The 21,668-nt window shown below is 68.6% G+C and carries 22 protein-coding genes; 12 read left to right on the top strand and 10 right to left on the bottom strand.

What is annotated here, in order from left to right; genetic code table 11:
* Positions 1-15: 15 nt before the first annotated feature.
* Both ACSQ86_RS03020 and ACSQ86_RS03015 read right to left on the bottom strand, forming a co-directional pair.
* Entirely contained in the window at positions 16-471 is a 456-nt protein-coding gene (locus tag ACSQ86_RS03020; RefSeq protein WP_436308471.1) for a phasin family protein, read from the bottom strand.
* Between the two features lie 48 nt (positions 472-519).
* Complete coding sequence (locus tag ACSQ86_RS03015) at positions 520-1,071, bottom strand: hypothetical protein (RefSeq protein ID WP_093105125.1); 552 nt, start codon at positions 1,069-1,071, stop codon at positions 520-522.
* A gap of 205 nt (positions 1,072-1,276) precedes the next feature.
* On the opposite strand from ACSQ86_RS03015, the gene ACSQ86_RS03010 reads away from it, so the two are divergent.
* A complete protein-coding gene (locus tag ACSQ86_RS03010; protein WP_436302632.1) occupies positions 1,277-2,854 on the top strand; it encodes a WS/DGAT/MGAT family O-acyltransferase in 1,578 nt (525 codons plus the stop codon).
* On the opposite strand, the gene selD is transcribed toward ACSQ86_RS03010, so the two are convergent.
* A complete protein-coding gene (selD, locus tag ACSQ86_RS03005; protein ID WP_436302631.1) occupies positions 2,844-3,905 on the bottom strand; it encodes a selenide, water dikinase SelD in 1,062 nt (353 codons plus the stop codon). The two genes, ACSQ86_RS03010 and selD, sit on opposite strands and share 11 nt — an antisense overlap.
* A 25-nt stretch (positions 3,906-3,930) precedes the next feature.
* Positions 3,931-4,890: a selenoneine biosynthesis selenosugar synthase SenB gene (senB, locus tag ACSQ86_RS03000; RefSeq protein ID WP_093105460.1), complete on the bottom strand. Its 960-nt coding sequence runs from the start codon at positions 4,888-4,890 to the stop codon at positions 3,931-3,933.
* Here senB and senA point away from each other — a divergent pair.
* The 7 genes from senA to ACSQ86_RS02965 all read left to right on the top strand — a co-directional run bounded on the left by senA (position 4,883) and on the right by ACSQ86_RS02965 (position 10,764).
* A complete protein-coding gene (gene senA / locus ACSQ86_RS02995) occupies positions 4,883-6,103 on the top strand; it encodes a selenoneine synthase SenA (RefSeq protein ID WP_436308470.1) in 1,221 nt (406 codons plus the stop codon). The genes senB and senA overlap by 8 nt on opposite strands.
* Positions 6,104-6,135: 32 nt before the next feature.
* Positions 6,136-6,999, top strand: coding sequence for a putative selenate ABC transporter substrate-binding protein (locus tag ACSQ86_RS02990; RefSeq protein WP_436302628.1), 864 nt, complete (start codon positions 6,136-6,138; stop codon positions 6,997-6,999).
* A gap of 16 nt (positions 7,000-7,015) precedes the next feature.
* Complete coding sequence (locus tag ACSQ86_RS02985) at positions 7,016-7,855, top strand: phosphonate ABC transporter ATP-binding protein (RefSeq protein ID WP_436308469.1); 840 nt, start codon at positions 7,016-7,018, stop codon at positions 7,853-7,855.
* Positions 7,852-8,685, top strand: a complete 834-nt coding sequence (locus ACSQ86_RS02980; RefSeq protein ID WP_436308468.1) for a PhnE/PtxC family ABC transporter permease — start codon at positions 7,852-7,854, stop codon at positions 8,683-8,685. Before ACSQ86_RS02985 ends, ACSQ86_RS02980 begins: the two co-directional genes overlap by 4 nt.
* A 5-nt stretch (positions 8,686-8,690) precedes the next feature.
* Entirely contained in the window at positions 8,691-9,500 is an 810-nt protein-coding gene (phnE, locus tag ACSQ86_RS02975) for a phosphonate ABC transporter, permease protein PhnE (RefSeq protein WP_436308467.1), read from the top strand.
* A 22-nt stretch (positions 9,501-9,522) separates the two neighbouring features.
* Entirely contained in the window at positions 9,523-10,437 is a 915-nt protein-coding gene (gene rocF / locus ACSQ86_RS02970) for an arginase (RefSeq protein WP_436294418.1), read from the top strand.
* 99 nt (positions 10,438-10,536) lie between these two features.
* Positions 10,537-10,764, top strand: coding sequence for a hypothetical protein (locus tag ACSQ86_RS02965; protein WP_093105107.1), 228 nt, complete (start codon positions 10,537-10,539; stop codon positions 10,762-10,764).
* Between the two features lie 4 nt (positions 10,765-10,768).
* Here ACSQ86_RS02965 and ACSQ86_RS02960 read toward each other — a convergent pair whose 3' ends face one another.
* From ACSQ86_RS02960 to ACSQ86_RS02945, 4 genes are all read right to left on the bottom strand, one after another.
* Positions 10,769-11,389: a DUF2242 domain-containing protein gene (locus ACSQ86_RS02960; RefSeq protein ID WP_436308466.1), complete on the bottom strand. Its 621-nt coding sequence runs from the start codon at positions 11,387-11,389 to the stop codon at positions 10,769-10,771.
* Positions 11,390-11,493: 104 nt separating this feature from the next.
* Positions 11,494-12,111 (bottom strand): nucleoside/nucleotide kinase family protein, encoded by a 618-nt coding sequence (locus ACSQ86_RS02955; protein ID WP_436308465.1) that lies wholly within the window; start codon positions 12,109-12,111, stop codon positions 11,494-11,496.
* Positions 12,108-13,379 carry a Glu/Leu/Phe/Val family dehydrogenase gene (locus ACSQ86_RS02950; RefSeq protein WP_436294415.1) on the bottom strand — a complete coding sequence of 424 codons (1,272 nt, stop codon included), beginning with the start codon at positions 13,377-13,379 and terminating at the stop codon, positions 12,108-12,110. Before ACSQ86_RS02950 ends, ACSQ86_RS02955 begins: the two co-directional genes overlap by 4 nt.
* A gap of 85 nt (positions 13,380-13,464) precedes the next feature.
* Positions 13,465-16,428: an L-glutamate gamma-semialdehyde dehydrogenase gene (locus ACSQ86_RS02945; protein ID WP_436302624.1), complete on the bottom strand. Its 2,964-nt coding sequence runs from the start codon at positions 16,426-16,428 to the stop codon at positions 13,465-13,467.
* Positions 16,429-16,521: 93 nt separating this feature from the next.
* On the opposite strand from ACSQ86_RS02945, the gene ACSQ86_RS02940 reads away from it, so the two are divergent.
* Entirely contained in the window at positions 16,522-17,001 is a 480-nt protein-coding gene (locus tag ACSQ86_RS02940) for an Lrp/AsnC ligand binding domain-containing protein (protein WP_436302623.1), read from the top strand.
* An 88-nt stretch (positions 17,002-17,089) separates the two neighbouring features.
* Positions 17,090-17,785 (top strand): hypothetical protein, encoded by a 696-nt coding sequence (locus tag ACSQ86_RS02935; protein WP_436302622.1) that lies wholly within the window; start codon positions 17,090-17,092, stop codon positions 17,783-17,785.
* Here ACSQ86_RS02935 and ACSQ86_RS02930 read toward each other — a convergent pair.
* Entirely contained in the window at positions 17,778-18,476 is a 699-nt protein-coding gene (locus ACSQ86_RS02930) for a YggS family pyridoxal phosphate-dependent enzyme (protein WP_436302621.1), read from the bottom strand. The two genes, ACSQ86_RS02935 and ACSQ86_RS02930, sit on opposite strands and share 8 nt — an antisense overlap.
* 39 nt (positions 18,477-18,515) lie before the next feature.
* Between ACSQ86_RS02930 and ACSQ86_RS02925 the strand changes: the two genes are divergently transcribed.
* A complete protein-coding gene (locus ACSQ86_RS02925; RefSeq protein ID WP_436308464.1) occupies positions 18,516-19,559 on the top strand; it encodes a type IV pilus twitching motility protein PilT in 1,044 nt (347 codons plus the stop codon).
* Positions 19,560-19,590: 31 nt separating this feature from the next.
* Complete coding sequence (locus ACSQ86_RS02920) at positions 19,591-20,727, top strand: PilT/PilU family type 4a pilus ATPase (RefSeq protein WP_093105080.1); 1,137 nt, start codon at positions 19,591-19,593, stop codon at positions 20,725-20,727.
* A 26-nt stretch (positions 20,728-20,753) separates the two neighbouring features.
* Here ACSQ86_RS02920 and ACSQ86_RS02915 read toward each other — a convergent pair whose 3' ends face one another.
* Positions 20,754-21,665 (bottom strand): LysR family transcriptional regulator, encoded by a 912-nt coding sequence (locus ACSQ86_RS02915; protein WP_436308463.1) that lies wholly within the window; start codon positions 21,663-21,665, stop codon positions 20,754-20,756.
* Between the last annotated feature and the right edge of the window lie 3 nt (positions 21,666-21,668).

The following is a 21,668-nucleotide window of genomic DNA, read 5'->3' as shown; positions in this document are numbered from 1 at the left end:
TCGAAGCGTTGTGCCTCAGCGCTTGCGCCGGCCGGATTCGATGCGCTCGAGATGCTCGAGCAAGAGGCGCATCTGCTCGCGCAGTTCCTGGATTTCCTGTGCGCTGGGCATGCCCAGTCGCTGCATCGCCGTGGCGACGCGCTGGTCGAACACGTCTTCGAACTTGCGGATACCGAAGCTGTCGAGCCCCGGAAAGCCGCGCGCCGGGGCATCGGGCTTGGGTTGCCCGATGCCGAGCAGGCTTTCGATGACGTTGGTCTGGCGCTTGACGACGTCGTTGCGCACGTTGCCCAAGGCCTTCAGGCCTGCGCGCAGCAGGCCTTGCGCGCCGGCCTTCTTTGCAGGCGCGGCGGCTGTCGTTTTCTTGGCTGGAGCCGCCTTGCGCGGCGCCGACTTCTTGGCCGGCGCCGCTTTCTTGGCGGCCGCCGCCTTCTTCTTCACGCTGACAGTTTCATCGCGGCGAGTCGCCATCGTTGCTCCGGAGGACGTTGAAAGAAAGGCGGCCGGCCGCCACGGCCATCAGGCCTTGCGCGTGGTGCTGCGCACGGCGCGGCGCACCACCGGCTTGGCCTTGGCCTTCACGGTCTTGACGACCTGGGCGGCGCTCGTATCGCCGGCCACGCGGCTTTCGATCTGCTTGGCACCGGCGGCGATCTTGTCGGCGATCTGCACCGAAACGTTGGCGATCGGCATGTGGACGCTGCCCAGCGTGTTCAGCACCGAGCTGCCGAGCGGCGACTCGACGCGCGCCGCGACCTTGGCGACCGACTCGATGCCGCTCGTGGTACCGGCGGCGACACGGTCCATCACCGAGACCACGCGGCCGGTGTCGATGTCGAGGCGGTTGGCCAGGAAGCCGTTGATCTTGTCTTGCGCGCCGATCAGGCGGGCCTTGATGTCGTCGTTCAGGAGCGGCAGTTGGCGTTTGCCGAGGAAGGCGCTGTAGCGCGAAGCGGCGCCGTTCAGCAGCCGATGCGCGCCGGTGCGGTAGGCGCTGACCAGCGTCTTGCCGGCCTCGTTGTACTGACCGACGACATGGATGGCGGCCGTGGAGATGTTTTGCGTGGACATGGTGGTTTCCTGGTGAAGTTGATGAGGCTCATCTTCTTCGCAAAGGCCTAGGCCTGAAAAACTAGAACGGTTCGATAGTTAGTCCAACTGCCCCAATTTTCTTCGGCCCCCGCGATGCTACGACGAGACGCCCTCGGGGCTTACCCGCTATCCGGCGCCTGCCACATTGCCGATCATTTTGACGCGCAAGACACAGGACACCCGAATGAAACACCTGAGCGGCCTCGATGCAACCTTCCTCCACACCGAGACGCCGGAGACGCCCATGCACGTCGGCGGCCTGCACCTGCTCGAGCTGCCCGCCGGCTACAAAGGCGATTTCTACGAGGACGTGAAAGCGCACATCGCGAGCCGCATGCACCTCTCGGAGATCTTCACGCGCAAGCTCGCGCTGATGCCCTTCGAGCTCTCCAACCCCGTCTGGGTCGAAGACGACGATGTCGATCTCGACTACCACGTGCGGCGCGTCACGCTGCCGCGACCCGGCACGATGCGGCAGCTGGAGCAGTACGTGGGCCGCCTGCATTCGACGCTGATGGACCGCAGCCGGCCGCTGTGGGAGTTCTTCGTGATCGACGGCCTGCAGGGCGGCGGCATGGCGATGTACTCGAAAGTGCACCATGCCGGCATCGACGGCCAGGCCGGCGCCGCCTTCGCGCAGGCGATCATGGATCTGACGCCCCATCCCGACCCCATCAAAGCGCCGCGGCAGATCGCGCGGCGCAGGAATTACCAGCTCGGCGTGGCCGAACTGGCGGGCGCCGCCTTCACCAACACGCTGCAGCAGTACGTGAAGCTGGTGAAGACGCTGCCCGACATGGCGCGCGCGGTGCGCAGCCTCATCGTCCCGCAGCCGACCAGCGAGGGCAGCAAGGCCTGGGCGCTGCCGAAGAATCTCAACGTGCTCGGCCCGCGCACGCCGCTCAACGTGGCAATCACCAACCAGCGTTCCTATGCGGTGCGCTCGATCCCACTGGCCGAAGTCAAGCAGGCCGGCAAGAAGCTCGGCGCCAGCCTCAACGACGTGGTGATGGCCATCTGCGCCGGCGCGCTGCGGCGCTACCTGTCGGACCACGGCAAGCTGCCGAAGAAGCCGATGAGCGCAGCCATCCCGGTCACGCTGCGCGCGCCGGGCGACACTTCGTCGAACAACCAGGTCTCGATGACCGTCATGACGCTGGCGACCGACGTCGCCGATCCGATCGAGCGCATCAAGGTCATCTCCGAATCCTCGGCCGCCGCGAAGAACCTGATGGGCAGCATCAAGGCCGCGATCCCGACCGACTTCCCTTCCTTCGGCGCGCCCTGGCTGATGTCGGGCCTGGCCTCGATGTACGGCCGCTCCCGGCTGGCGGACCGGCTGCCGCCGGTGGCCAACGTGGTGATCTCGAACGTGCCGGGCGCGCAGACCGCGCTCTACTTCGCGGGCGCCAAGCTCTTGACCTACTACCCGGTGTCGATCCCGAGCCATGGCATGGCGCTCAACATGACGGTGCAGAGCTACAACGGCATGCTGGACTTCGGCCTGATCGCCTGCCGCCGCGCGGTGCCGGACGTGGAGGACATCGCGGACTACCTGTTGGAAGAGCACCACGCGATCCTGGCGCGCATCAGGTCGCTCGAGGCCGCCGAGGCGACCCCGCATCTGGCGGCCGCCACGGCGGCCAACGCCGCGAAGCCGCTCAAGGTACCTGCCCGCAAGAAAGCCGCGCCCGCCAAGGCCGCGGTCCGCAAGGCGCCGGCGCGCAAGAGGACGGCGACCGCTGCCGCGGCTACGCGCTGACGCGCAGGCCGGCCGGCCCGGCTTCCATGCGGCCGATCACGCGCGCGGCTTCGAAGCCCTGCGCATGGAACAAGGCCAGCACCTCATCGACGGTGTCGGGCGCGCAGCTCACGAGCAGGCCGCCCGAAGTCTGCGGATCGCTCAGCAGGTCCTGCGCCACCGGCGGCAGCGCCGCATCGAGCTGCACCTCGGCGCCATAGCCGGCCCAGTTGCGCCCCGAGGCGCCGGTCACGAAGCCCTGCGCCGCCATTTCGGCGACACGCGGCAAGAGCGGCACCTGCGGCCAGTCGATCACCGCCCGGAGCCCGGCGCCGCGCGCCATCTCGAGCGTGTGGCCCGCCAGACCGAAGCCGGTCACGTCGGTCAGCGCATGCACGCCTTCGAGCGCGGCCAGCGCGATGCCGGGCTTGTTGAGCCGCGTGGTGTTGGCGATCAGCTGCGCATAGCCCTCGGCATCGAGCTTCTCTTTCTTCAACGCGGCCGAGAGCACGCCCACACCCAGCGGCTTGCCGAGCACGAGCAGGTCGCCGGCCTTGGCATCGGCGTTGCGCCGGACCTTGTCCGGATGCACCAGGCCCATCACCACCAGGCCGTAGATCGGCTCGACCGAGTCGATGGTGTGGCCGCCCGCGATCGGGATGCCGGCTTCGCGGCAGACCGCCTGGCCGCCGCGCACGATCTCGCCGATCACCTCCACCGGCAGCTGGTTGACCGGCATCGCGACCAGCGCGAGCGCCATGATCGGCGTGCCGCCCATCGCGTACACGTCGCTGATCGCATTGGTCGCCGCGATGCGGCCGAAGTCGAAGGGGTCGTCGACGATCGGCATGAAGAAATCGGTGGTGGCGATCAGCGCCTGCTCGTCGTTGAGCCGGTAGACCGCCGCATCGTCGGCGGTCTCGATGCCGACCATGAGCTCGGGCGGAATCAGGCCCCCGCCGCTGTTGCGCAGGATTTCCGACAGCACGCCCGGCGCGATCTTGCAGCCGCAGCCGCCGCCGTGGGAGAAGCTGGTGAGCCGGATGCCTGGAGAGAGGGTGCGATCGTTCATGGAGGGCTTTCGTGGGTCGCAAAGATTATGGTGGCGCGAGCAGATCGCGCAGCAGGCGCCGCACGCTTTGGCGTTCGGCCTGTGGGGTGAAATCGGGTTCGCGCAGCGCGCACTGTGCCGCCAGGCGTGCCGCGAACGCGGGTTCCGACACGAAGCGCTGCATCAGCGCGGCGAGGGCCGCATCGTCGCCGGCGGCGAAGCAGCCCTCGTAGTCTTCGCCCAGCAATCCCAGATTGCCGCCGATGCGGCTCGCCAGCACCGGCACGCCGGAACGCACGGCCTCGATCACCACCTGCGCGCCGCCCTCGATGCGGCTCATGTGCACCAGTGCGCCGGCGCGCGCGATCCAGCGCCGCGCGGCTTCGCGCGGCAGCCCGCCGAGCCACCGGTAGTGCGGGCACTCGGCCATGGTGCGGCGCGCCGCTTCGCCCAGCTCCGGCGCCAGCGCGTCGCCGATGTGCGCGATGCGGATCGGCGTCTCCGGAGGCAGTCGGCGCGCCGCAGCCATCAGGGTGAGCGGGTCTTTCTCGTCGCGCAGATGGCCGACCGCCACCAGGTCGAGGCTGCGGGCGCCGTCGCGGCGGCGCATGCGGCTGGCCGATTGCAGGATCACGCGGGCCTTGGTGCGTTCGCCGGCACCAAGGCGATCGAGCGCATCGGGCTGCAACACCACGAGTTGGCTGGCACACTGGAGCGAATGCTGCGCTGCCTTGCTCTCGTCGATGTCGCGGTACACATCGGTGCCGGTCAGGACCAGCGCGATCGGGCAGTCCGGTCGCGCGGCCCGCAGGCGTGCGATCGAATCGGCGGAACGGCGCGCATGCAGCGCGATCATCGCGTCGCAATGCCCGCCGTCCCACGTGCGTGCAATCTCGACCTCGGCCACCCCCGACAGGAACTGCGCCCAGCGCGAGGCGGTGCGCCAGTTGCCGTTGTTGGCGTCCGCCAGTGCCGGCGTAACGATCAGGACTCGGGGTTTGAGCACCGGGCCATTCTGGCAGGGCGGCGCGTCCTGCGTGACCATGGCTGAGGCGCGAACCCTCGCCGGCGAAGCGCTCGCGGCCGCGCTGCGCGAGAGCCGCGCGCGCACGCGCGCCTGGACCTTCGACCTGAGCGATGCGCAATGGCGCGTGCCTCAGCAACCCGGCGTAAACCTCGTCGCATGGGAGCTGGCGCACCTCGCATGGTTCGCCGAATTCTGGGTGCTGCGCGGCCCGCACACGGTCGACACCGACGGCTGGGTTCAGGCCAGCGAGCCCGCTCGCCTGGCGGGCCCCGATGCGCTGTTCGACTCGGCGCGCCTTTCCCACATCGCGCGTTGGGCTGCGCCGCTGCCCTCGCGTGACGAACTCGGCGCGCGGCTCGACGCGCAACTCGACGCCTGCCTCGCCGCGCTCGCGCAGCAGGACGACAGCGACGAAGCCCTGTACTTCCACCGCCTGGCGCTGTTCCACGAAGACATGCACGGCGAAGCCTTCACCTGGCTGCGCGCGACGCTGGGCTACGGCGCACCCGCAGGCCTGGCCCTGCCGCGCCTCGCCGCAGCGCCCGCGATCACGGTGCCCGCTGCGCAGGTTCGCATCGGCTGGCCGGCAACCCGCGGCGGTTTCGCCTTCGACAACGAGCTGCCGGAGCATCCTGTTCCCCTGGCCGCCTTCGAGATCGATGCCACGCCGGTCATGGCCGGCCAGTACCTGCGCTTCGTCGAGGCCGGCGGCTACGACGATCCGGCCTTCTGGCCCGGCGATGCAGGCCGTTGGCGCGCGGCGCAGTCGCGCAGCCATCCCGCGCGCTGGCGCCGGCAGCCGCAATGGCAGACGCGATGGTTCGACCGCTGGCTGCCGCTAGACCCCGACCAGCCCGTGATCCACCTCAACGCCTGGGAGGCCGAAGCCTATGCGTGCTGGGCCGGACGCCGCCTGCCCACGGCCGCCGAATGGGAACAAGCGGCCGCCTCGCAGCCCGACTTCGCCTGGGGACACAGCGTATGGGAATGGACGGCCAGCACTTTCGAACCCTACGCGGGTTTCGCGGCCGGGCCCTATCGCGACTATTCCGCCCCCTGGTTCGGCGACCATCGCGAGTTGCGCGGCGGGGCCTTCGCCACCCATGCGCGGCTGCACGACCTCCGCTACCGCAACTTCTTCCAGCCCGATCGCGACGACGTCTTCGCGGGCTTCCGGACCGCCGCTCCTTAAACTGCAGCCCTCCCTCCAACCGGCAGCGCGCCATGAAACGACAACTCCTCCAGCTCGCCCTCTTCTCCCTGCTCGCATTCGCCGCCGGCACGCCAGTCCATGCACAGAGCGGCGTACTGCGCGTGTCGGCCATTCCCGACGAGGCGCCCACCGAGCTGCAGCGCAAGTTCAAGCCGCTCGGCGACTACCTGAAGAAGGAGACCGGCCTCGACGTGCAGTTCACGCCCGTCACCGACTACGCCGCGGTGGTCGAGGGCCTGGCGACGAACAAGATCGACCTGGCCTGGCTCGGCGGCTTCACCTTCGTGCAGGCCAAGCTGCGCACCAACGGCGCGGCCGTGCCGATCGTGCAGCGCGCCGAGGACGAGAAGTTCACCAGCAAGTTCATCGTGCCGACCGACAGCAAGGCCAAGACGCTGGCCGATCTCAAGGGCGCCACCTTCGCCTTCGGTTCGCCCTCCTCGACCTCGGGCCACCTGATGCCGCGCTACTTCCTGCTGCAGGCCGGCATCAATCCCGACAAGGACTTCAAGACCGTCGCGTTCTCGGGCGCGCACGATGCCACCGTGGCCTTCGTGGCCGCGGGCCGGGCCGAAGCCGGCGTGCTGAACGCCTCGGTGATGGACAAGCTGATCGAATCGGCCAACCCCAACGCCGCCAAGGTGCGCGTGCTAGCGACCACGGCGCCCTACTACGACTACAACTGGACCGTGCGGCCCGGCCTCGATGCCGCGACGACGAAGAAGCTCGCCGATGCCTTCCTCAAGCTCGACGCGGCGAATCCGGAGCACAAGGAGATCCTGGCGCTGCAGCGCGCCTCGAAGTTCATCCCGACCAAGGCCTCGAACTACGACGGCATCGAAGCCGCTGCCAAGTCCGCGGGCCTCATCAAGTAAGGGCTTGGGGCAGCCGGTGAACGCCGAAGCCGCGCTGGCGCTCGAGGATGTCGGCCTCGTGCATCCCAACGGCCAGCGCGCGCTGCAAGGCGTGACGCTGGCCGTCGAACGCGGCGCACGCGTGGCCGTCATCGGTCCATCGGGCGCGGGCAAGACCAGCTTGCTGCGCATCGCGGCGACCGCGCTGCGCGCGAGCGAGGGCCGCGTCGAGCTCCTGGGCGCGCGGCCATGGCAGCTCGGGGCCCGGCCGCTGAAGGCGCTGCGCGCACGCATCGGCCTCGTCCACCAGGCGCCGCCGATCCCGCCGCGCCTGCGCGTCATCACGGCAGTGCTCGCGGGCCGGCTCGGCGCCTGGTCGAGCGCTCGCGCGCTGGTCTCGCTGCTGGTGCCGAGCGACATCGCCGGCGCGCAGGCCGCGCTCGCACGGCTGGACCTGGCCGACCGGCTGTTCGATCGCTGCGACCGGCTTTCGGGCGGCCAGCTGCAGCGCGTCGGCATGGCGCGCGTGCTCTACCAGGCGCCCGAACTGATGCTCGCCGACGAGCCGGTCTCCGCGCTCGACCCCGCGCTGGCCGACATGGCGGTCGGCGAACTGATCGCGCAGAGCGAAGCCACCGGCGCGACGCTGGTGGCCTCGCTGCATGCGGTGGACCTGGCCTTGAAATGGTTCGATCGCATCGTCGGCCTGCGCGCCGGCGTGGTGGTGTTCGACGCACCGGCCGCGGCGGTCAGCCGCGCGATGCTGCAGGAGCTCTACGCCACCGAAGGCGGCGTGCTGCCGACCCAGGCACAGGGCGGCTTCAACGACATCGAACGCGGCAGCCGCGAGCCCGTGCTTCCGGCCGCCTGCCGATGAGTGCCGCGAGCCCGCCCGCAATGCGCGATCCGCTCGCACGCCGGCGCCTCGGCGCGCTGCTGCTCGGGTTGCTGGTGTTGTGGCCGATGCTGGTGATCGCAGAGTTCAAGCCGCAGGCGTTGCTGGCCCCCGCCAGCCTGCGCGTGATGGGCGGCTTCCTGGCCGGCTTCCTGCCACCGGCGCTGTCGGCCGACTTCCTCGGCCTGCTGGCGCGCGCGACGCTGGAAACCCTCGCCATGGCCACGGCCGGCGTCGCGCTCGCCTTCGTGCTCGCCGTGCCGCTGGCCTTCGCGGTGACGCAGGCGCTGTCGATCTCGCGCATCGGCCCCGGGCCGGGGCGCTGGCGCGGCCAGGCGGTGCGCACGGCAGCGCGCGGCGTGCTCACCCTGCTGCGCGCCATCCCCGAAGTGGTTTGGGCGCTGGTACTGGTGCGCGCCCTCGGCCTCGGCCCGGCGGCCGGCGTGCTCGCGCTGGCGATCACCTACGGCGGCATGCTCGGCAAGGTCTACGCGGAGATCCTCGAGTCGGGCGACACGCGGCCCGCGCGGGCGCTGCTGGAGGCCGGCAGCGGGCGCCTCGCCGCGCTGTTCTACGCCCTGTTGCCGGGCGCCGCGCAGGAGCTGGTCTCCTACACCGTCTACCGCTGGGAATGCGCGGTTCGCGCCTCGGTCGTGATGGGCTTCGTCGGCGCAGGCGGGCTCGGCCAGCTGATGGACCAGTCGATGAAGATGCTCAACGGCGGCGAGGCCAGCACCATCCTGATCGTGTTCCTGCTGCTGGTGCTGATGGCAGATGCACTCAGCGCGGCGCTGCGAAAGTGGCTGGCGTGAAGCCTATGCAGCCGTCAGCCTCGGAGCGCGCACGGGCCGCCGGGCCCTGCCTCGGCTGCATCGCGGCGACTTCCGCGGTGGCGATCGCGGTGGTCGCAAGCTTCATCTACCTCGGCATCGACTTCCGCGCCCTGTTCGCGTGCGAGTCGATCGCGGCGATGGCGAAGTTCATCGCCGAGTTCTTCCCGCCCGACCTCTCGCCCGCCTTCCTGGCCAAAACGGCCTGGGGCGCGCTGCAGACGCTCGCGATGTCGGCGCTCGGAACGCTGCTCGCGATGCTGGCCGGCGCCGCATTGGCGCTGCCCGCCTCGGGGCGCTTCGGGCTGGCGCTGCGCCAGGCCTCGCGCTTCGTGCTGAACTTCCTGCGCAGCGTGCCCGAGCTGGTGTGGGCCGCGCTGATGGTGCTCGCGGCCGGGCTCGGCCCCTTCGCGGGCGTGCTGGCGCTCGCTTTGCATACCACCGGCGTGTTCGGCCGGCTCTTCAGCGAAACGCTGGAGAACGTGCCCGAAGCGCCGGAGCGCGCGCTGCTCGATGCCGGCGGCGGCGCGGTCGCGGCCTTCGCCTACGGCAGCCTGCCGCTGGTCTGGCCCCAATGGCTGGCCTATACGCTGTACCGTTGGGAGATGAACATCCGCATGGCGGCGGTGCTCGGCTTCGTCGGCGCCGGCGGGCTCGGGCAGATGCTGTACTTTCATCTTTCGCTGTTCCAGCAGGCACAGGCGTCGACTGTGATCGGCGCCATGTTCGTGCTGGTTTTCATCGTCGACAGCGCGAGCAGCCGACTGCGCCGCGGACTGGCTCCGGCCTACGCCTGATACCCATCGGAGGTTTTTTCCAATGAACACTCCCACCATCCAGCTGATCGGCGCGCCCACCGACATCGGCGCCAGCGTGCGCGGCGCCGGCATGGGGCCCGATGCGTTGCGGGTCGCCGACATCGCCGGCACCCTCGCGCGACTCGGCTTCGCGATCGTCGACCGCGGCAACCTGGCCGGGCCGGCCACGCCCTGGACCGAGCCGGCGAACGGGCTGCGCCATCTCGACGAGGTGGTGACCTGGAATCGATCGGTCTACGCCGCCGTCGACGAGGCGCTGCGTGCCGGCCACCTGCCGCTGCTGATGGGCGGCGACCACTGCCTCGCGATCGGCTCGATCAGCGCCATCGCCTGGCATGCGCGCCAGCGCCGCAAGAAGCTGCGCGTGCTGTGGCTCGACGCGCACTCCGACGTCAACACCGAGCGCACCAGCCCGAGCGGCAACATCCACGGCATGCCGGTCTCCTGCCTGCTCGGCCACGGGCCGGCGGCGCTGACCGGCTGGAGCGGCGAGGCCGCAGCGCTCGAGCACGACGCGATCCGCTTCCTCGGCATCCGCAGCGTCGATGCCGACGAGAAGGCCGCGATCCGCGCGCTCGGGCTGCACGTGTTCGACATGCGCCACATCGACGAGCACGGCATGCGCACGACCATGACCGAGGCGCTGCAGGACATCGACGAAGACACGCACCTGCACGTGAGCTTCGACCTCGACTGCCTGGACCCCGACTACGCGCCGGGCGTCGGCACCGGCGTGCGCGGTGGGCCGACCTGGCGCGAGATGCAGCTGTGCATGGAGATGATCGCCGACACCGGCCGGCTGGGTTCGCTCGACGTGGTCGAACTCAATCCGGCGCTGGACGTGCGCAACCGCACGGCGGAAGTGGCGGTGGAACTGATCGAGAGCCTGTTCGGCAAGTCGACACTGGTGCGCTGAGGGAGCGCAAAAGCCACCGGAGCGTGACTTTTTCACCTCCGCCAAATAGACACATAGTCTTACATTCTTTAGTACTCATTTTGAAAACGGAGTACCGAGATGGACGTGCGAAAGATTGGCTTGCTGGTGGAACAACCCTTTGACGGTTCCTACTACTGGGTGATTCACGAGGACGTGCGCCACGACGGCCATTTCGAGCCGCTGCACCGCGCCGACCGCGCCTTCGCCACCTATTCCGCGGCGCTGGCGCAGGGCTACGGCGTGCTGCAGCGCCTCTGCGGATTGACTGGTCTGCCGGCCTACGCGGCGCGCTCGGTCGCGCTTTGAGTTCTCAACCTCGGGAAGGCGACAGGGGCACCGGCCGCAGCGGCGCGTCGGTGCTCGGCTTCGGCGGCTCGGGCGGCGCGACCGGCGTGACCTCGACCGATTCGGGCACCAGAAAGCGGTCGATCAAGGCAAAGAAGCGGTCGTAGAAACGTTCGTCGGTCAGCGTCTCGCTGGCCACCTTGACCAGCGCATCGTCGCTGGACGAGAACGGCAGCGACAGGGAACCCAGCGCGCCCACGCCCACGCTCGCCGAGTTGTTGACCTTCTTCAGGCTGTAGCGGTCCTGCAGCGCGCTGGCGAAGGCGACCGTGCTGTTGGCGCTGCCCTCGCGCGCGCAGACCACGCGCAATTCGACCTCCACATGCACCTCGCCGGTCGGCTGGAAGCTCTTGCGGCCGGCCACCAGGTCGGCATTCGCCGCCGTCACCAGATAACCCTGGCTCAAGAGCGCGCGCCGCGCGGCCTCGCAGGTCTGCGCCTGCGTGGCGCGGAAGACGCGCGTGTGCGTGGTGGTCGAATCGAACTCCTCGGGGTCGTAGGAGACGCGCTTGGCAGGCGAGATGCAGCCCGCCAGGAGGAGCGAGAACAGCAGCGCGGCGGCGGTGCATGAAGACGAAAGGCGCATGACAGGCATCGAAGCATCGGAATGGGCGAGCCGCAGATGCTAGCGGCATGCCACCGGCGTAACCGGCTTCTTTTGGACGTCCTGATCCGCGCCGCGTTCCCGCCTCAGGCGTCGCGATGAATCACGCGGTGCGCCCGGCCGCGCGTGGCGGCGATGCGGCGCGCGTTGGGCTCGTCCGTGTCTGCCACCCAGGCCAGCGCTGCTTCGCGGCTGCGGCCGAACTGCTGGTGGCGCTGCACCAGGCGCTCCATGCGCAGGCCGTCGTCGACTTCCACGTACCAGACCTCGTCGAGCAAGGGCGCGACCTCGGCCCACGGGCCTTCCTGCAGCAGCAGGTAGTTGCCTTCGGTGATGAGCAGCCGCGTCTGCGGCAACACCGCGATCGCAGCTGCGATCGGTTCCTCGATCTCGCGGCGGAATTCGGGCGCGTAGACGATCTCGTCCTCGCGCTGCTCGCGCAGGCGCCGCAGCAGCGCGACATAGCCCGCGCTGTCGAAGGTGTCGGGCGCACCCTTGCGATCGGCCCGACCCAGCCGCTGCAGCTCCGCGTTGGCAAGGTGGAAGCCGTCCATCGGCACCACCTGCACGCGCCCGGGCAGGGCCTGCCGGAGCGCCAGCGCGAGCGTCGACTTGCCCGAGCCTGGCGCCCCGACCAGGCCGAGCAGCTTGCGCCGGCCATCGGCCAACAGGGCATCGATGTGCGCGCTGTAGTCAGGCGTCATGGATAGAGGCCGCGTTCCTGCCGTGCCATCAGGATGCGCTCGCAGGCCACCGCGAAGGTCGCCGTGCGCAGCGTGATCCTGTGCTTGTCGGCTGTGTCCCAGATGTGGTTGAGCGCGTTCATCATGATGCGGTCGAGCCGCACGTTGATCTCGTCCTCGTCCCAGAAGAAGGACGAGAAGTCCTGCACCCACTCGAAGTAGCTCACCGTCACGCCGCCTGCATTGCAGATCACGTCGGGCACCACGAGCACGCCGCGCTCGGCCAGGATGTCGTCGGCCGTCGGCACGGTCGGGCCGTTGGCGCCTTCGAGCACCAGTTTGGCAGTCGTCTTCTGCGCGCGCTCGGCGGTCAGCTGGCCTTCCAGCGCGGCCGGGATCAGGATGTCGCAGGGGATTTCCCAGAAGGCCTCGTTGTTGATGACGTCGCCGCCCTTGAAGCCCACCACGCCCTCGGTGCGCGAGAGCGGCACCAGTTCTTTCAGATCGAGGCCCTTGCTGTTGACGATGGTGCCGGTGTGGTCCTGCACCGCGACGATCTTGGCGCCGGCCTCGGCGAACAGCTCGGCCGCGACCGAGCCCACGTTGCCGAAGCCCTGCACCGCGATGCGCGCGCCACGCAGCTCCAACCCGAGGCGCCGCGCCGCCTCGCGGCCGGTGACGAAGACGCCGCGGCCGGTGGCCTTGACGCGGCCCAGCGAGCCGCCCAGGTGCAGCGGCTTGCCGGTGACCACGCCGGTGGCGGTGCCGCCGACGTTCATCGAGTAGGTGTCCATCATCCACGCCATGATCTGGGCGTTGGTGTTGACGTCGGGCGCCGGGATGTCTTGCTGCGGGCCGATGATGATGCCGATCTCGCTGGTGTAGCGACGCGTGACCTTCTCGAGTTCCTGCAGCGAAAGCTTCTTCGGATCGACGCGGATGCCGCCCTTGGCGCCGCCGTAGGGCAGGTTCACCGCGGCGGTCTTCACCGTCATCCAGGCCGACAGGGCCATCACTTCTTCGAGCGTCACGTCGGGGTGGAAGCGCACGCCGCCCTTGCCCGGGCCGCGCGACATGTTGTGCTGCACGCGGTAGCCCTCGAAGTGGGCGATGGTGCCGTCGTCCATCTCGATTGGCACGTCGACGATCAGCGCGCGCTTGGGGCGCTTGAGCGTCTCGACCCAGCGGGCCAGGCCGCCCAGGTAGGGAACGACGCGGTCGACCTGCGAGAGATAGGTGCCCCACGGGCTGTTGGCGGTCGGTTGAACGTAGGACAGATCGGCGCTCATGGCACTCCTGGTTGCTGTTGGGATGCGGCGGACGATAGCTGCGCGGCGCCCGCTGCGCCATGGCCTATGCGCGTTGCGTTGCCCCTTATGCGCTTGCGGCAAGCAGCGCGGCATTGCCGCCGGCCGCAGTGGTGTTGATGGTGAGCGTCTGCTCCGCGCAGAAGCGCAGCAGGTAGTGCGGCCCGCCCGCCTTCGGGCCGGTGCCGCTCAGGCCCTCGCCGCCGAAGGGCTGCACGCCGACCACCGCGCCGATGATGTTGCGGTTGACGTAGATGTTGCCCACGTGGGCGCGCGCAGCCATGGCCTGGGCACGGCTGTCGATGCGCGTCTGGATGCCGAGCGTGAGGCCGAAGCCGAGCGCGTTGATCTGGTCGATCACGGCCTGTGGCTCGCCCGACCAGCGCACGATGTGCAATACCGGGCCGAAGATCTCGGTCTTCACGCGCTCGATGGAGGGCAGCAGGTAGGCATGCGGCGCGATCAGGTTGGCCACCGCCGGTGCGGAGGACGCCGGCGCGACCAGCACGCGGGCTTCCGCGTTCAGGCGCTGCAGGTGGCGCTGGATGCCCTCGAAGGCTTCGCGGTCGATCACCGGGCCGACGTCGGTCGCGAGCTCGGACGGGTCGCCCGCCGCAAGCTCCTGCGCCGCGCCGCGGATCATCTCGATCACGCCGTCGGCGATGCTCTCGTGCAAAAGCAGCAGGCGCAGCGCCGAGCAGCGCTGGCCGGCCGAGCGGAAGGCGCTCTGCACCACCGCATCGACCACCTGCTCGGGCAGCGCGCTGGAGTCGACGACCATCGCGTTGATGCCGCCGGTCTCGGCGATCAGCGGCACGATCGGGCCGTCTTTGGCGGCCAGCGCGCGGTGGATGATCTTCGCCACCTGGGTCGAGCCGGTGAACACCACGCCGGCCACACCGGGCGCCGCCACCAGCGCGGCGCCGACGGTCTCGCCGGGGCCGTGCAGCAGTTGCGCCGCATCGGCCGGCACGCCCGCCGCATGCAGCAGCCGGACGGCTTCGAGGGCGACGGCCGGCGTCTGCTCGGCCGGCTTGGCCAGCACCGTGTTGCCGGTCGCGAGCGCGGCCGCCACCTGGCCCAGGAAGATCGCGAGCGGGAAATTCCAGGGGCTGATGCAGACCCAGGGCCCGCGCCCCGTCAGCCGCAGTTCGTTGCTCTCGCCGGTGGGGCCGGGCAGCACGACCGGCCGCATGACGCGCTCGGCCTCGTCGGCGTAGTAGCGCAGAAAGTCGACCGCCTCGCGCACCTCGGCGACCGCATCGCCCCAGGTCTTGAAGGCTTCCTTGACCAGCAAGGCGCAGAAGCGCGGCAGCTCGGCATCGAGCGCATCGGCCGCGCGGCGCAGCACCGCGGCGCGTTGCGCGACCGGGGTCTTGCTCCAGGTGCGATAGCTGGCCGCCGAAACGGCCACTGCATCGGCGGCTCGCTGCGCGTCGAACTCGGCCACGGCCGGCACGGTGCATTCATCGTAGGCGGCAAGAAGCGGCGCACGCATCGATTCGACCGCCAGATCCACGCCGTTGCTGTTGCGGCGTGCCGGCGGCGGACCGTAGAGCGTGCTCGGCAGCGGCAGCGAGGCATCGCGCTCCAGCCACAGCGGCGAGACCAGCAGCTCGTCGATCGCGATCGCCTCGTCGCCCAGCTGGTTGACGAAGGAGGAGTTGGCGCCGTTCTCCAGCAGCCGGCGCACCAGGTAGGCCAGCAGGTCCTTGTGCTGGCCTACCGGCGCATAGATGCGCACCGGCGCGGTGGTGCTCTTCATCACCTCGCGATAGACGCCCTCGCCCATGCCGTGCAAGCGTTGCAGTTCGAAAGGGGTGTCTCCGGCCATCTGGAGAATGGCCGCAATGGTCCCCGCGTTGTGCGTCGCGAACTGCGGGTAGACCGCATCGGGCGCTGCCAGCAGCGCGCGCGCGCAGGCCAGATAGCTGATGTCACTGTGGTGCTTGTGCGTGAACACCGGGTAGTGCGGCAGGCCCAGCTCCTGGGCGCGCTTGATCTCGGCATCCCAGTAGGCGCCCTTGACCAGGCGGCACATCAGGCGCAGCCGATACTTGCGGGCGATCGCGGTGATGTGCTCGACCAGTTCCAGCGCGCGCGTCTGGTAGGCCTGCATCGCAAGGCCGAAGCCGCGCCATTGCGGACGCTCGGCCGCCACCTTGGCGGCCAGCACTTCGAACACCTCGAGCGAGAGCTCGAGCCGGTCGACCTCCTCGGCGTCGACGGTGAGGTTGAGATTCGCATCGGCCGCGAGTTCGCACAGCTGCCACGCGCGCGGCACCAGTTCGCGCATCACGCGTTCGCGCTGCGCATCTTCATAGCGCGGATGCAGCGCGCTGAGCTTGATCGAGATGCCGTCGTTGTGTTCGGGCGTGCCCCCGCTGTCGGCGCCGGCCGCGATGGACCGGATCGCGTTGACGTAGCTGTCGAGGTAGCGAAGCGCGTCGACATCGGTGCGCGCGCCCTCGCCCAGCATGTCGTAGCTGAAGCGCAGGGCCTCCTGCTTTCTGTGCGCCGATCGGGCCTCGGCCATCGCCTCCTCGATGGTCTGGCCCAGCACGAACTGGCGGCCCAGCAGTTGCACGGCGCGCAGCGTGGCTGCCACCACGGTGCGCGCGCCGAGGCGGGCCATCAGGCCGGGCTCCGATCCGGGGTGCCCGGGGTCGGGCAGGAACCTCTTCGACAGCGCGATCGCGGAGGAGGACAGGCGCGACAAGGTCGAGTCGGCGGCACCTTCGAAATCGGCGCGGCCCAGCTGGTCTGCGGTGAGCGCGATGGCGGTCTCGGCATCGGGCACGCGCAGCAGCGCTTCGGCCAGGCGCATCAGCGCCAGGCCCTCAGCGCTCGAGATCGGGTACTCGCGCAGCAGGCTTTCCATGGCCCAGAAGGGCGGCGGCCGGTCGCGCACGGCACGCACCCAGGGCGCGGCGGCACCGGCCGCCGCGGTCCAGTCGAGCGCACCCTTCAGGGCTGCGAGGCGGTGCGAAACGATGTCGGCTTCCGGCCGATAGGGGGTAGGCAGGCGCATGGGAAAAGCTCCGGTATCGATGCAGCGATGGTCCGCCTTTCGCCGCCGAGTTATTCACCAAATATCGGCCTTTCGCTGGATAATTCTCCAGTCATGAGCACTGAAGCAGCCAGTCTGGATCGGATCGATATGAAACTCCTGAAGATTCTTCAGGAGGACGGACGCATTTCCAACCTCAAGCTGGCCGAGACCGTCTCGCTATCGCCCACCGCCGTGCTGGCGCGCGTGCAGCGGCTCACGCGCGAGGGCTTCATCCAGGGCTACGAGGCTCGGCTCGATCCGCACAAGCTCGGCCGCGGCTTCACCGTCTTCGTCGAGGTGCTGCTCGACCGCACCACCCCCAACGTGTTCGATCAGTTCAAGGCCGCGGTGCAGGTGCGCGACGAGATCATGGAATGCCACATGGTCGCGGGCGGCTTCGACTACCTGCTCAAGACGCGCATGGCCGACATGGCGGCCTATCGCGAGTTCGCGGGCACGGTGCTGTGGCAGCTGCCGGGCGTGCGGGAGACACGGACCTATGCGGTGATGGAAGAGGTGAAAAGCAGCGCGCGGATTCCACTCTTGATGTGACTTGCGGCCAGTGCGCGCGCACAATCCCCGGCGGCGCAATCGCCATTGCGCCGCTGTCTTGGGCCAGGAGCAACCAAGAGCGCAAAGCATGAAAGAGATCTTTGAAAGGCTCGTCGGTCTGATCCCGACCTACTTCGAGGCTCTTTTTCCTCTGTTGACCGGGCCGAAACGCTTCATCGCCGAACGTCTTTCCAGCGACGAATCGGCGACGCAGAAAGCACTGATCTTCCTGGCGATTTCCTTTGCGATCGGCTGGATCCTGAAGATCCCCTTGAGTCGGGGCGACCCCTTGCTCGAGCTCGGCACCGACAGCGTGTTTGCCCTGATGAACGTCCTGGCGTATGGAACTGCGCTGTACCTGGCGTGGCGCATCGCCGGAGGCAGAGCGGGACTTCAGAAATTCCTGACCATCCACTTCTACTACGCCGGCGTTCTCCTGCTCCTCGCGACAGGTCTTTATCTGGGCTTTGCCGGGACGGTCAGGGCCTTCGATCCCGCTCTGTTCAAGGAACTGCACGACGCCGCATACGCTGGCAATCTTGCGGCTTTCCTCATCGAGAACAAGGAGCGATTGCTCGCAAGCTCCGCCTACCGGGCGTCGCTGTTGGTGCAGTTCGCCGTATTCGGCGCCATGCTCGCGTGGATCTTTGCCGGATGGGGCGCCTATCGAGAGCTGAATCGACTCTCGCGGCTGCGGTCGATGGGGGCCGGCCTCTTGTTCTTCGTCTTTTGTTTCCCTGTGACGGCATTTATCTTTGTGGTGGGGAACGCCCTCGTCAAGTAGACACCACCCGCCCCCCGAAGATCGCCGTGCCCACCCGCACCATCGTGCTGCCGGCCGCGACCGCCGCTTCGAGGTCGGCCGACATGCCCAGCGAAAGCGTGTCGAGCTCGAGGCCCGCCGTGCGCAATGTCTCGAAAAGCACCGCCGCATGCAGGAACACCGCGCGCTGCGCCTCGAAATCCGGCGCCGGCTCCGGGATCGCCATCAGCCCGCGCAGCCGCAAGCGTGGCAAGGCCGCCACAGCCCGCGCCAATTGCAGGGCCTCCTCGGCCGGCACGCCGGACTTGTTGGCGCCGCCGTCCACGTTGACCTGCAGGCACACCTGAAGCGGTGGCAGATGCGCCGGCCGCTGCTCGGCCAGGCGCTCGGCGATCTTGAGCCGGTCGACGCTGTGCACCCAGTCGAAATGCTCGGCCACGGGCCGCGTCTTGTTGCTCTGCAGAGGGCCGATGCAGTGCCATTCGAGCTCGCTGCGCAGATCGGCCAGTGCCTGGATCTTGGCCACCCCCTCTTGCACGTAGTTCTCGCCGAAGGCAATCTGTCCGGCGGCGCGGGCCTCGCGCACGGCCTCGGCGGGGAAGGTCTTGGACACCGCAAGCAAGCGCACGCTCGCCGGATTGCGGCCGGCCGCCGTGCATGCCGTCACGATCCGGGCCCGAACTTGCTGGAGCTTGTCACCAATCATCGTCATAATCGTCAAAAGCGTATCAAAACGTCACCGAGGAGCTTCGTGGACATCACCCAACTGCTGGCCTTCAGCGTCAAGAACAAGGCATCGGACCTGCATCTGTCGTCCGGCCTGCCGCCCATGATCCGGGTCCATGGCGACGTGCGGCGCATCAACGTCGACGCGCTCGATCACAAGGCGGTGCACGCCATGGTGTACGACATCATGAGCGACACGCACCGCAAGCACTACGAAGAATTCCTCGAGGTCGACTTCTCGTTCGAGATCGACGGCCTGGCGCGCTTCCGCGTGAACGCCTTCAACCAGGCGCGCGGCGCGGCGGCGGTGTTCCGGACCATTCCTTCGAAGATCCTCACGCTGGAGCAGCTCAACGCGCCGAAGATTTTCGGCGACCTCGCGCTCAAGCCGCGCGGCCTGGTGCTGGTGACCGGGCCCACCGGCTCGGGCAGGTCGACCACGCTGGCGGCGATGGTCAACTACCTGAACGAAACCGAGTACGGCCACATCCTGACGGTGGAAGACCCGATCGAGTTCGTGCACGAGTCGAAGAAGTGCCTGATCAACCAGCGCGAAGTCGGGCCGATGACGCTCTCCTTCGCCAACGCGCTGCGCTCGGCGCTGCGCGAAGACCCGGACGCCATCCTGGTCGGCGAAATGCGCGACCTCGAAACCATTCGCCTCGCGATGACCGCGGCCGAAACCGGCCACCTGGTGTTCGGCACGCTCCACACCTCCTCGGCCGCCAAGACCATCGACCGGATCATCGACGTGTTCCCCGGCGAGGAGAAAGAAATGATCCGCGCCATGCTGTCGGAGTCGCTTCAGGCCGTGATTTCGCAGACACTGTGCAAGACCAAGGACGGCCAGGGCCGGGTGGCGGCGCACGAGATCATGCTCGGCACCTCCGCGATCCGGAACCTGATTCGCGAAGGCAAGGTCGCGCAGATGTACTCGACGATCCAGACCAGCAGCGGCCAGGGCATGCAGACCCTCGACCAGAACCTGACCGACCTGGTGCGTCGCAGCGTCATTTCCGCGGCCGAAGCGCGCGGCAAGGCCAAGATTCCCGAGAATTTCCCGGGCTGAAGAACAGCCCCGCCCGCACCGGAGTACCGACATGGAACGCGATCAGGCCAGCCAGTTCATCAACGAACTCCTCAAGCTCATGGTGAGCCGCAACGGCAGCGACCTTTTCATCACGGCCGAGTTTCCGCCCGCGATCAAGGTCGACGGCAAGGTCACCAAGGTCTCGCAGCAGGCCCTCGGCGCGCAGCACACGCTGGCGCTCACGCGCTCGATCATGAACGACCGCCAGACGGCCGAGTTCGAGCGCACCAAGGAGTGCAACTTCGCGATCTCGCCTACCGGCATCGGCCGCTTCCGCGTCAATGCCTTCGTGCAGCAGGGCAAGGTGGGCATGGTGCTGCGGACCATTCCGGCCAAGCTGCCGACCATCGATGCGCTCGGCATGCCGCAGGTGCTCAAGGACGTGGCGATGACCAAGCGCGGCCTCACCATCCTGGTGGGCGCCACCGGCTCGGGCAAGTCGACCACGCTGGCCGCGATGATCGACTGGCGCAACGAGAACTCCTACGGCCACATCGTGACGGTGGAAGATCCGGTCGAGTTCGTGCACCCGCACAAGAACTGCGTGGTGACGCAGCGCGAAGTCGGCATCGACACCGACAGCTGGGAAGCCGCGCTCAAGAACACGCTGCGCCAGGCGCCCGACGTGATCCTGATGGGCGAGATCCGCGACCGCGAGACCATGGAGCACGCGGTGGCCTTCGCCGAGACCGGCCACCTGTGCATGGCCACGCTGCACGCCAACAGCGCCAACCAGGCGCTGGACCGGATCATCAACTTCTTCCCCGAGGAGCGCCGCGCCCAGCTCCTGATGGACCTTTCGCTGAACCTGCGCTCGCTGATCTCGCAGCGCCTGGTCCCGACCGAAGACGGCCATGGCCGCATCGCCGCGGTCGAGATCCTGCTCAACACGCCGCTAATTGCCGACATGATCTTCAAGGGCGAAGTGGGCGAGATCAAGGAGATCATGAAGAAGAGCCGCAACCTCGGCATGCAGACCTTCGACCAGGCGCTGTTCGACCTGTTCGAAGGCAATGCGATCTCCTTCGAAGAAGCGATCCGCAACGCCGACTCGGCCAACGACCTGCGCCTGCAGATCAAGCTCAACAGCCAGCGCGCGCGCAGCACCGACTTGTCCGCGGGCACCGAGCACTTCGCGATCGTCTAGCAGCACCGCGGGCCGGTTCGGAGCGCTCAAGCCGGCGCCGGCAGCTGTTCGCGCAGAAAACCCAGGAAGGTTCGAACCACCTCCGGCAGCGTGCGGCCGGTGAGGGTTTGCAGCTCGATCGCGCGGCCGCGCATGCCGCGCTCGCGGATCTCGGCGGCGTGCAACTCGCCGCGCCGCACCCGATCGCGCACCGTGATCTCGCCGGAGATCGACAGGCCGCCGCCGTACAGCACGAAGTTGGTGAGCGTCTCGAAATGGTTGCTGACCAGCACCGGCTCGAACACCATGCGGCGCTCGCTGCAGCCGATATCGAAGAGCTGGCGCACGGTGTTGTCGGCCTCGGGCAGCGCGATCGGGAAAGCGCGCATCTGGGCCAGCGTCACGCTGCGAAGGCGGGCCAGCGCATGGTCGGGCCGCATGATGGCCAGCACGGAGGCCGGCTGCCGGTGTTCGATCCGGATGCCTTGCTCGGCCGTGCGGCTGTAGGTCAGGCCGATGTCTGCATCACCGTGCAGCACGGCGGTGGTGACGTCCATCGGGCTGGCCACTCTGAGATGAAACTGGATGCCCGGGTAACGCTCGCGGAACCCCGCGATAGCGCGCGGCAGGAACTCGATCGCAAAGCCCGCGGAACTGGCGATGCGCACCCGCCCGCGGCGCAGCCCCTGCAGGCCCTGGATGTCCGAAACCACGCGATCGGCTTCCAGCGCTCCGCGCCGGGCATGCGCGGCCAGCAACTCGCCCGCGGCGCTGGGCACCATGCCGCGCGGCCTGCGGTCGAACAGCGGCACGCCCAGCAGGTCTTCCAGTATCGCGACCTGGCGGCTGATGGCCGAGGCGGTCACGTTCAGGCGAACCGCGGCCTCGGTGAGGGAGCCGCAGCGCACCACTTCGAGAAAGTAGCGCAGCGAGGTTTCCTGCAGGCGATGGGACAGCATGGG

Origin of the sequence: Variovorax sp. LjRoot130, assembly GCF_964253755.1 — a bacterium.
Classification (GTDB): Bacteria; Pseudomonadota; Gammaproteobacteria; order Burkholderiales; family Burkholderiaceae_C; genus Variovorax.
Note: the sequence above shows the minus strand (reverse complement) of the source record. Positions and strands in the feature narration are given on the sequence as shown.

Bases quoted from the DNA above. Each gene is read 5' to 3' on its own strand.
- ACSQ86_RS03020 (WP_436308471.1), bottom strand. From the start codon at position 471: ATGGCGACTCGCCGCGATGAAACTGTCAGCGTGAAGAAGAAGGCGGCG.
- ACSQ86_RS03015 (WP_093105125.1), bottom strand. From the start codon at position 1,071: ATGTCCACGCAAAACATCTCCACGGCCGCCATCCATGTCGTCGGTCAG.
- ACSQ86_RS03010 (WP_436302632.1), top strand. From the start codon at position 1,277: ATGAAACACCTGAGCGGCCTCGATGCAACCTTCCTCCACACCGAGACG.
- selD (WP_436302631.1), bottom strand. From the start codon at position 3,905: ATGAACGATCGCACCCTCTCTCCAGGCATCCGGCTCACCAGCTTCTCC.
- ACSQ86_RS02990 (WP_436302628.1), top strand. From the start codon at position 6,136: ATGAAACGACAACTCCTCCAGCTCGCCCTCTTCTCCCTGCTCGCATTC.
- ACSQ86_RS02980 (WP_436308468.1), top strand. From the start codon at position 7,852: ATGAGTGCCGCGAGCCCGCCCGCAATGCGCGATCCGCTCGCACGCCGG.
- phnE (WP_436308467.1), top strand. From the start codon at position 8,691: ATGCAGCCGTCAGCCTCGGAGCGCGCACGGGCCGCCGGGCCCTGCCTC.
- rocF (WP_436294418.1), top strand. From the start codon at position 9,523: ATGAACACTCCCACCATCCAGCTGATCGGCGCGCCCACCGACATCGGC.
- ACSQ86_RS02965 (WP_093105107.1), top strand. From the start codon at position 10,537: ATGGACGTGCGAAAGATTGGCTTGCTGGTGGAACAACCCTTTGACGGT.
- ACSQ86_RS02960 (WP_436308466.1), bottom strand. From the start codon at position 11,389: ATGCGCCTTTCGTCTTCATGCACCGCCGCCGCGCTGCTGTTCTCGCTC.
- ACSQ86_RS02955 (WP_436308465.1), bottom strand. From the start codon at position 12,111: ATGACGCCTGACTACAGCGCGCACATCGATGCCCTGTTGGCCGATGGC.
- ACSQ86_RS02950 (WP_436294415.1), bottom strand. From the start codon at position 13,379: ATGAGCGCCGATCTGTCCTACGTTCAACCGACCGCCAACAGCCCGTGG.
- ACSQ86_RS02945 (WP_436302624.1), bottom strand. From the start codon at position 16,428: ATGCGCCTGCCTACCCCCTATCGGCCGGAAGCCGACATCGTTTCGCAC.
- ACSQ86_RS02940 (WP_436302623.1), top strand. From the start codon at position 16,522: ATGAGCACTGAAGCAGCCAGTCTGGATCGGATCGATATGAAACTCCTG.
- ACSQ86_RS02935 (WP_436302622.1), top strand. From the start codon at position 17,090: ATGAAAGAGATCTTTGAAAGGCTCGTCGGTCTGATCCCGACCTACTTC.
- ACSQ86_RS02930 (WP_436302621.1), bottom strand. From the start codon at position 18,476: ATGACGATGATTGGTGACAAGCTCCAGCAAGTTCGGGCCCGGATCGTG.
- ACSQ86_RS02920 (WP_093105080.1), top strand. From the start codon at position 19,591: ATGGAACGCGATCAGGCCAGCCAGTTCATCAACGAACTCCTCAAGCTC.
- ACSQ86_RS02915 (WP_436308463.1), bottom strand. From the start codon at position 21,665: ATGCTGTCCCATCGCCTGCAGGAAACCTCGCTGCGCTACTTTCTCGAA.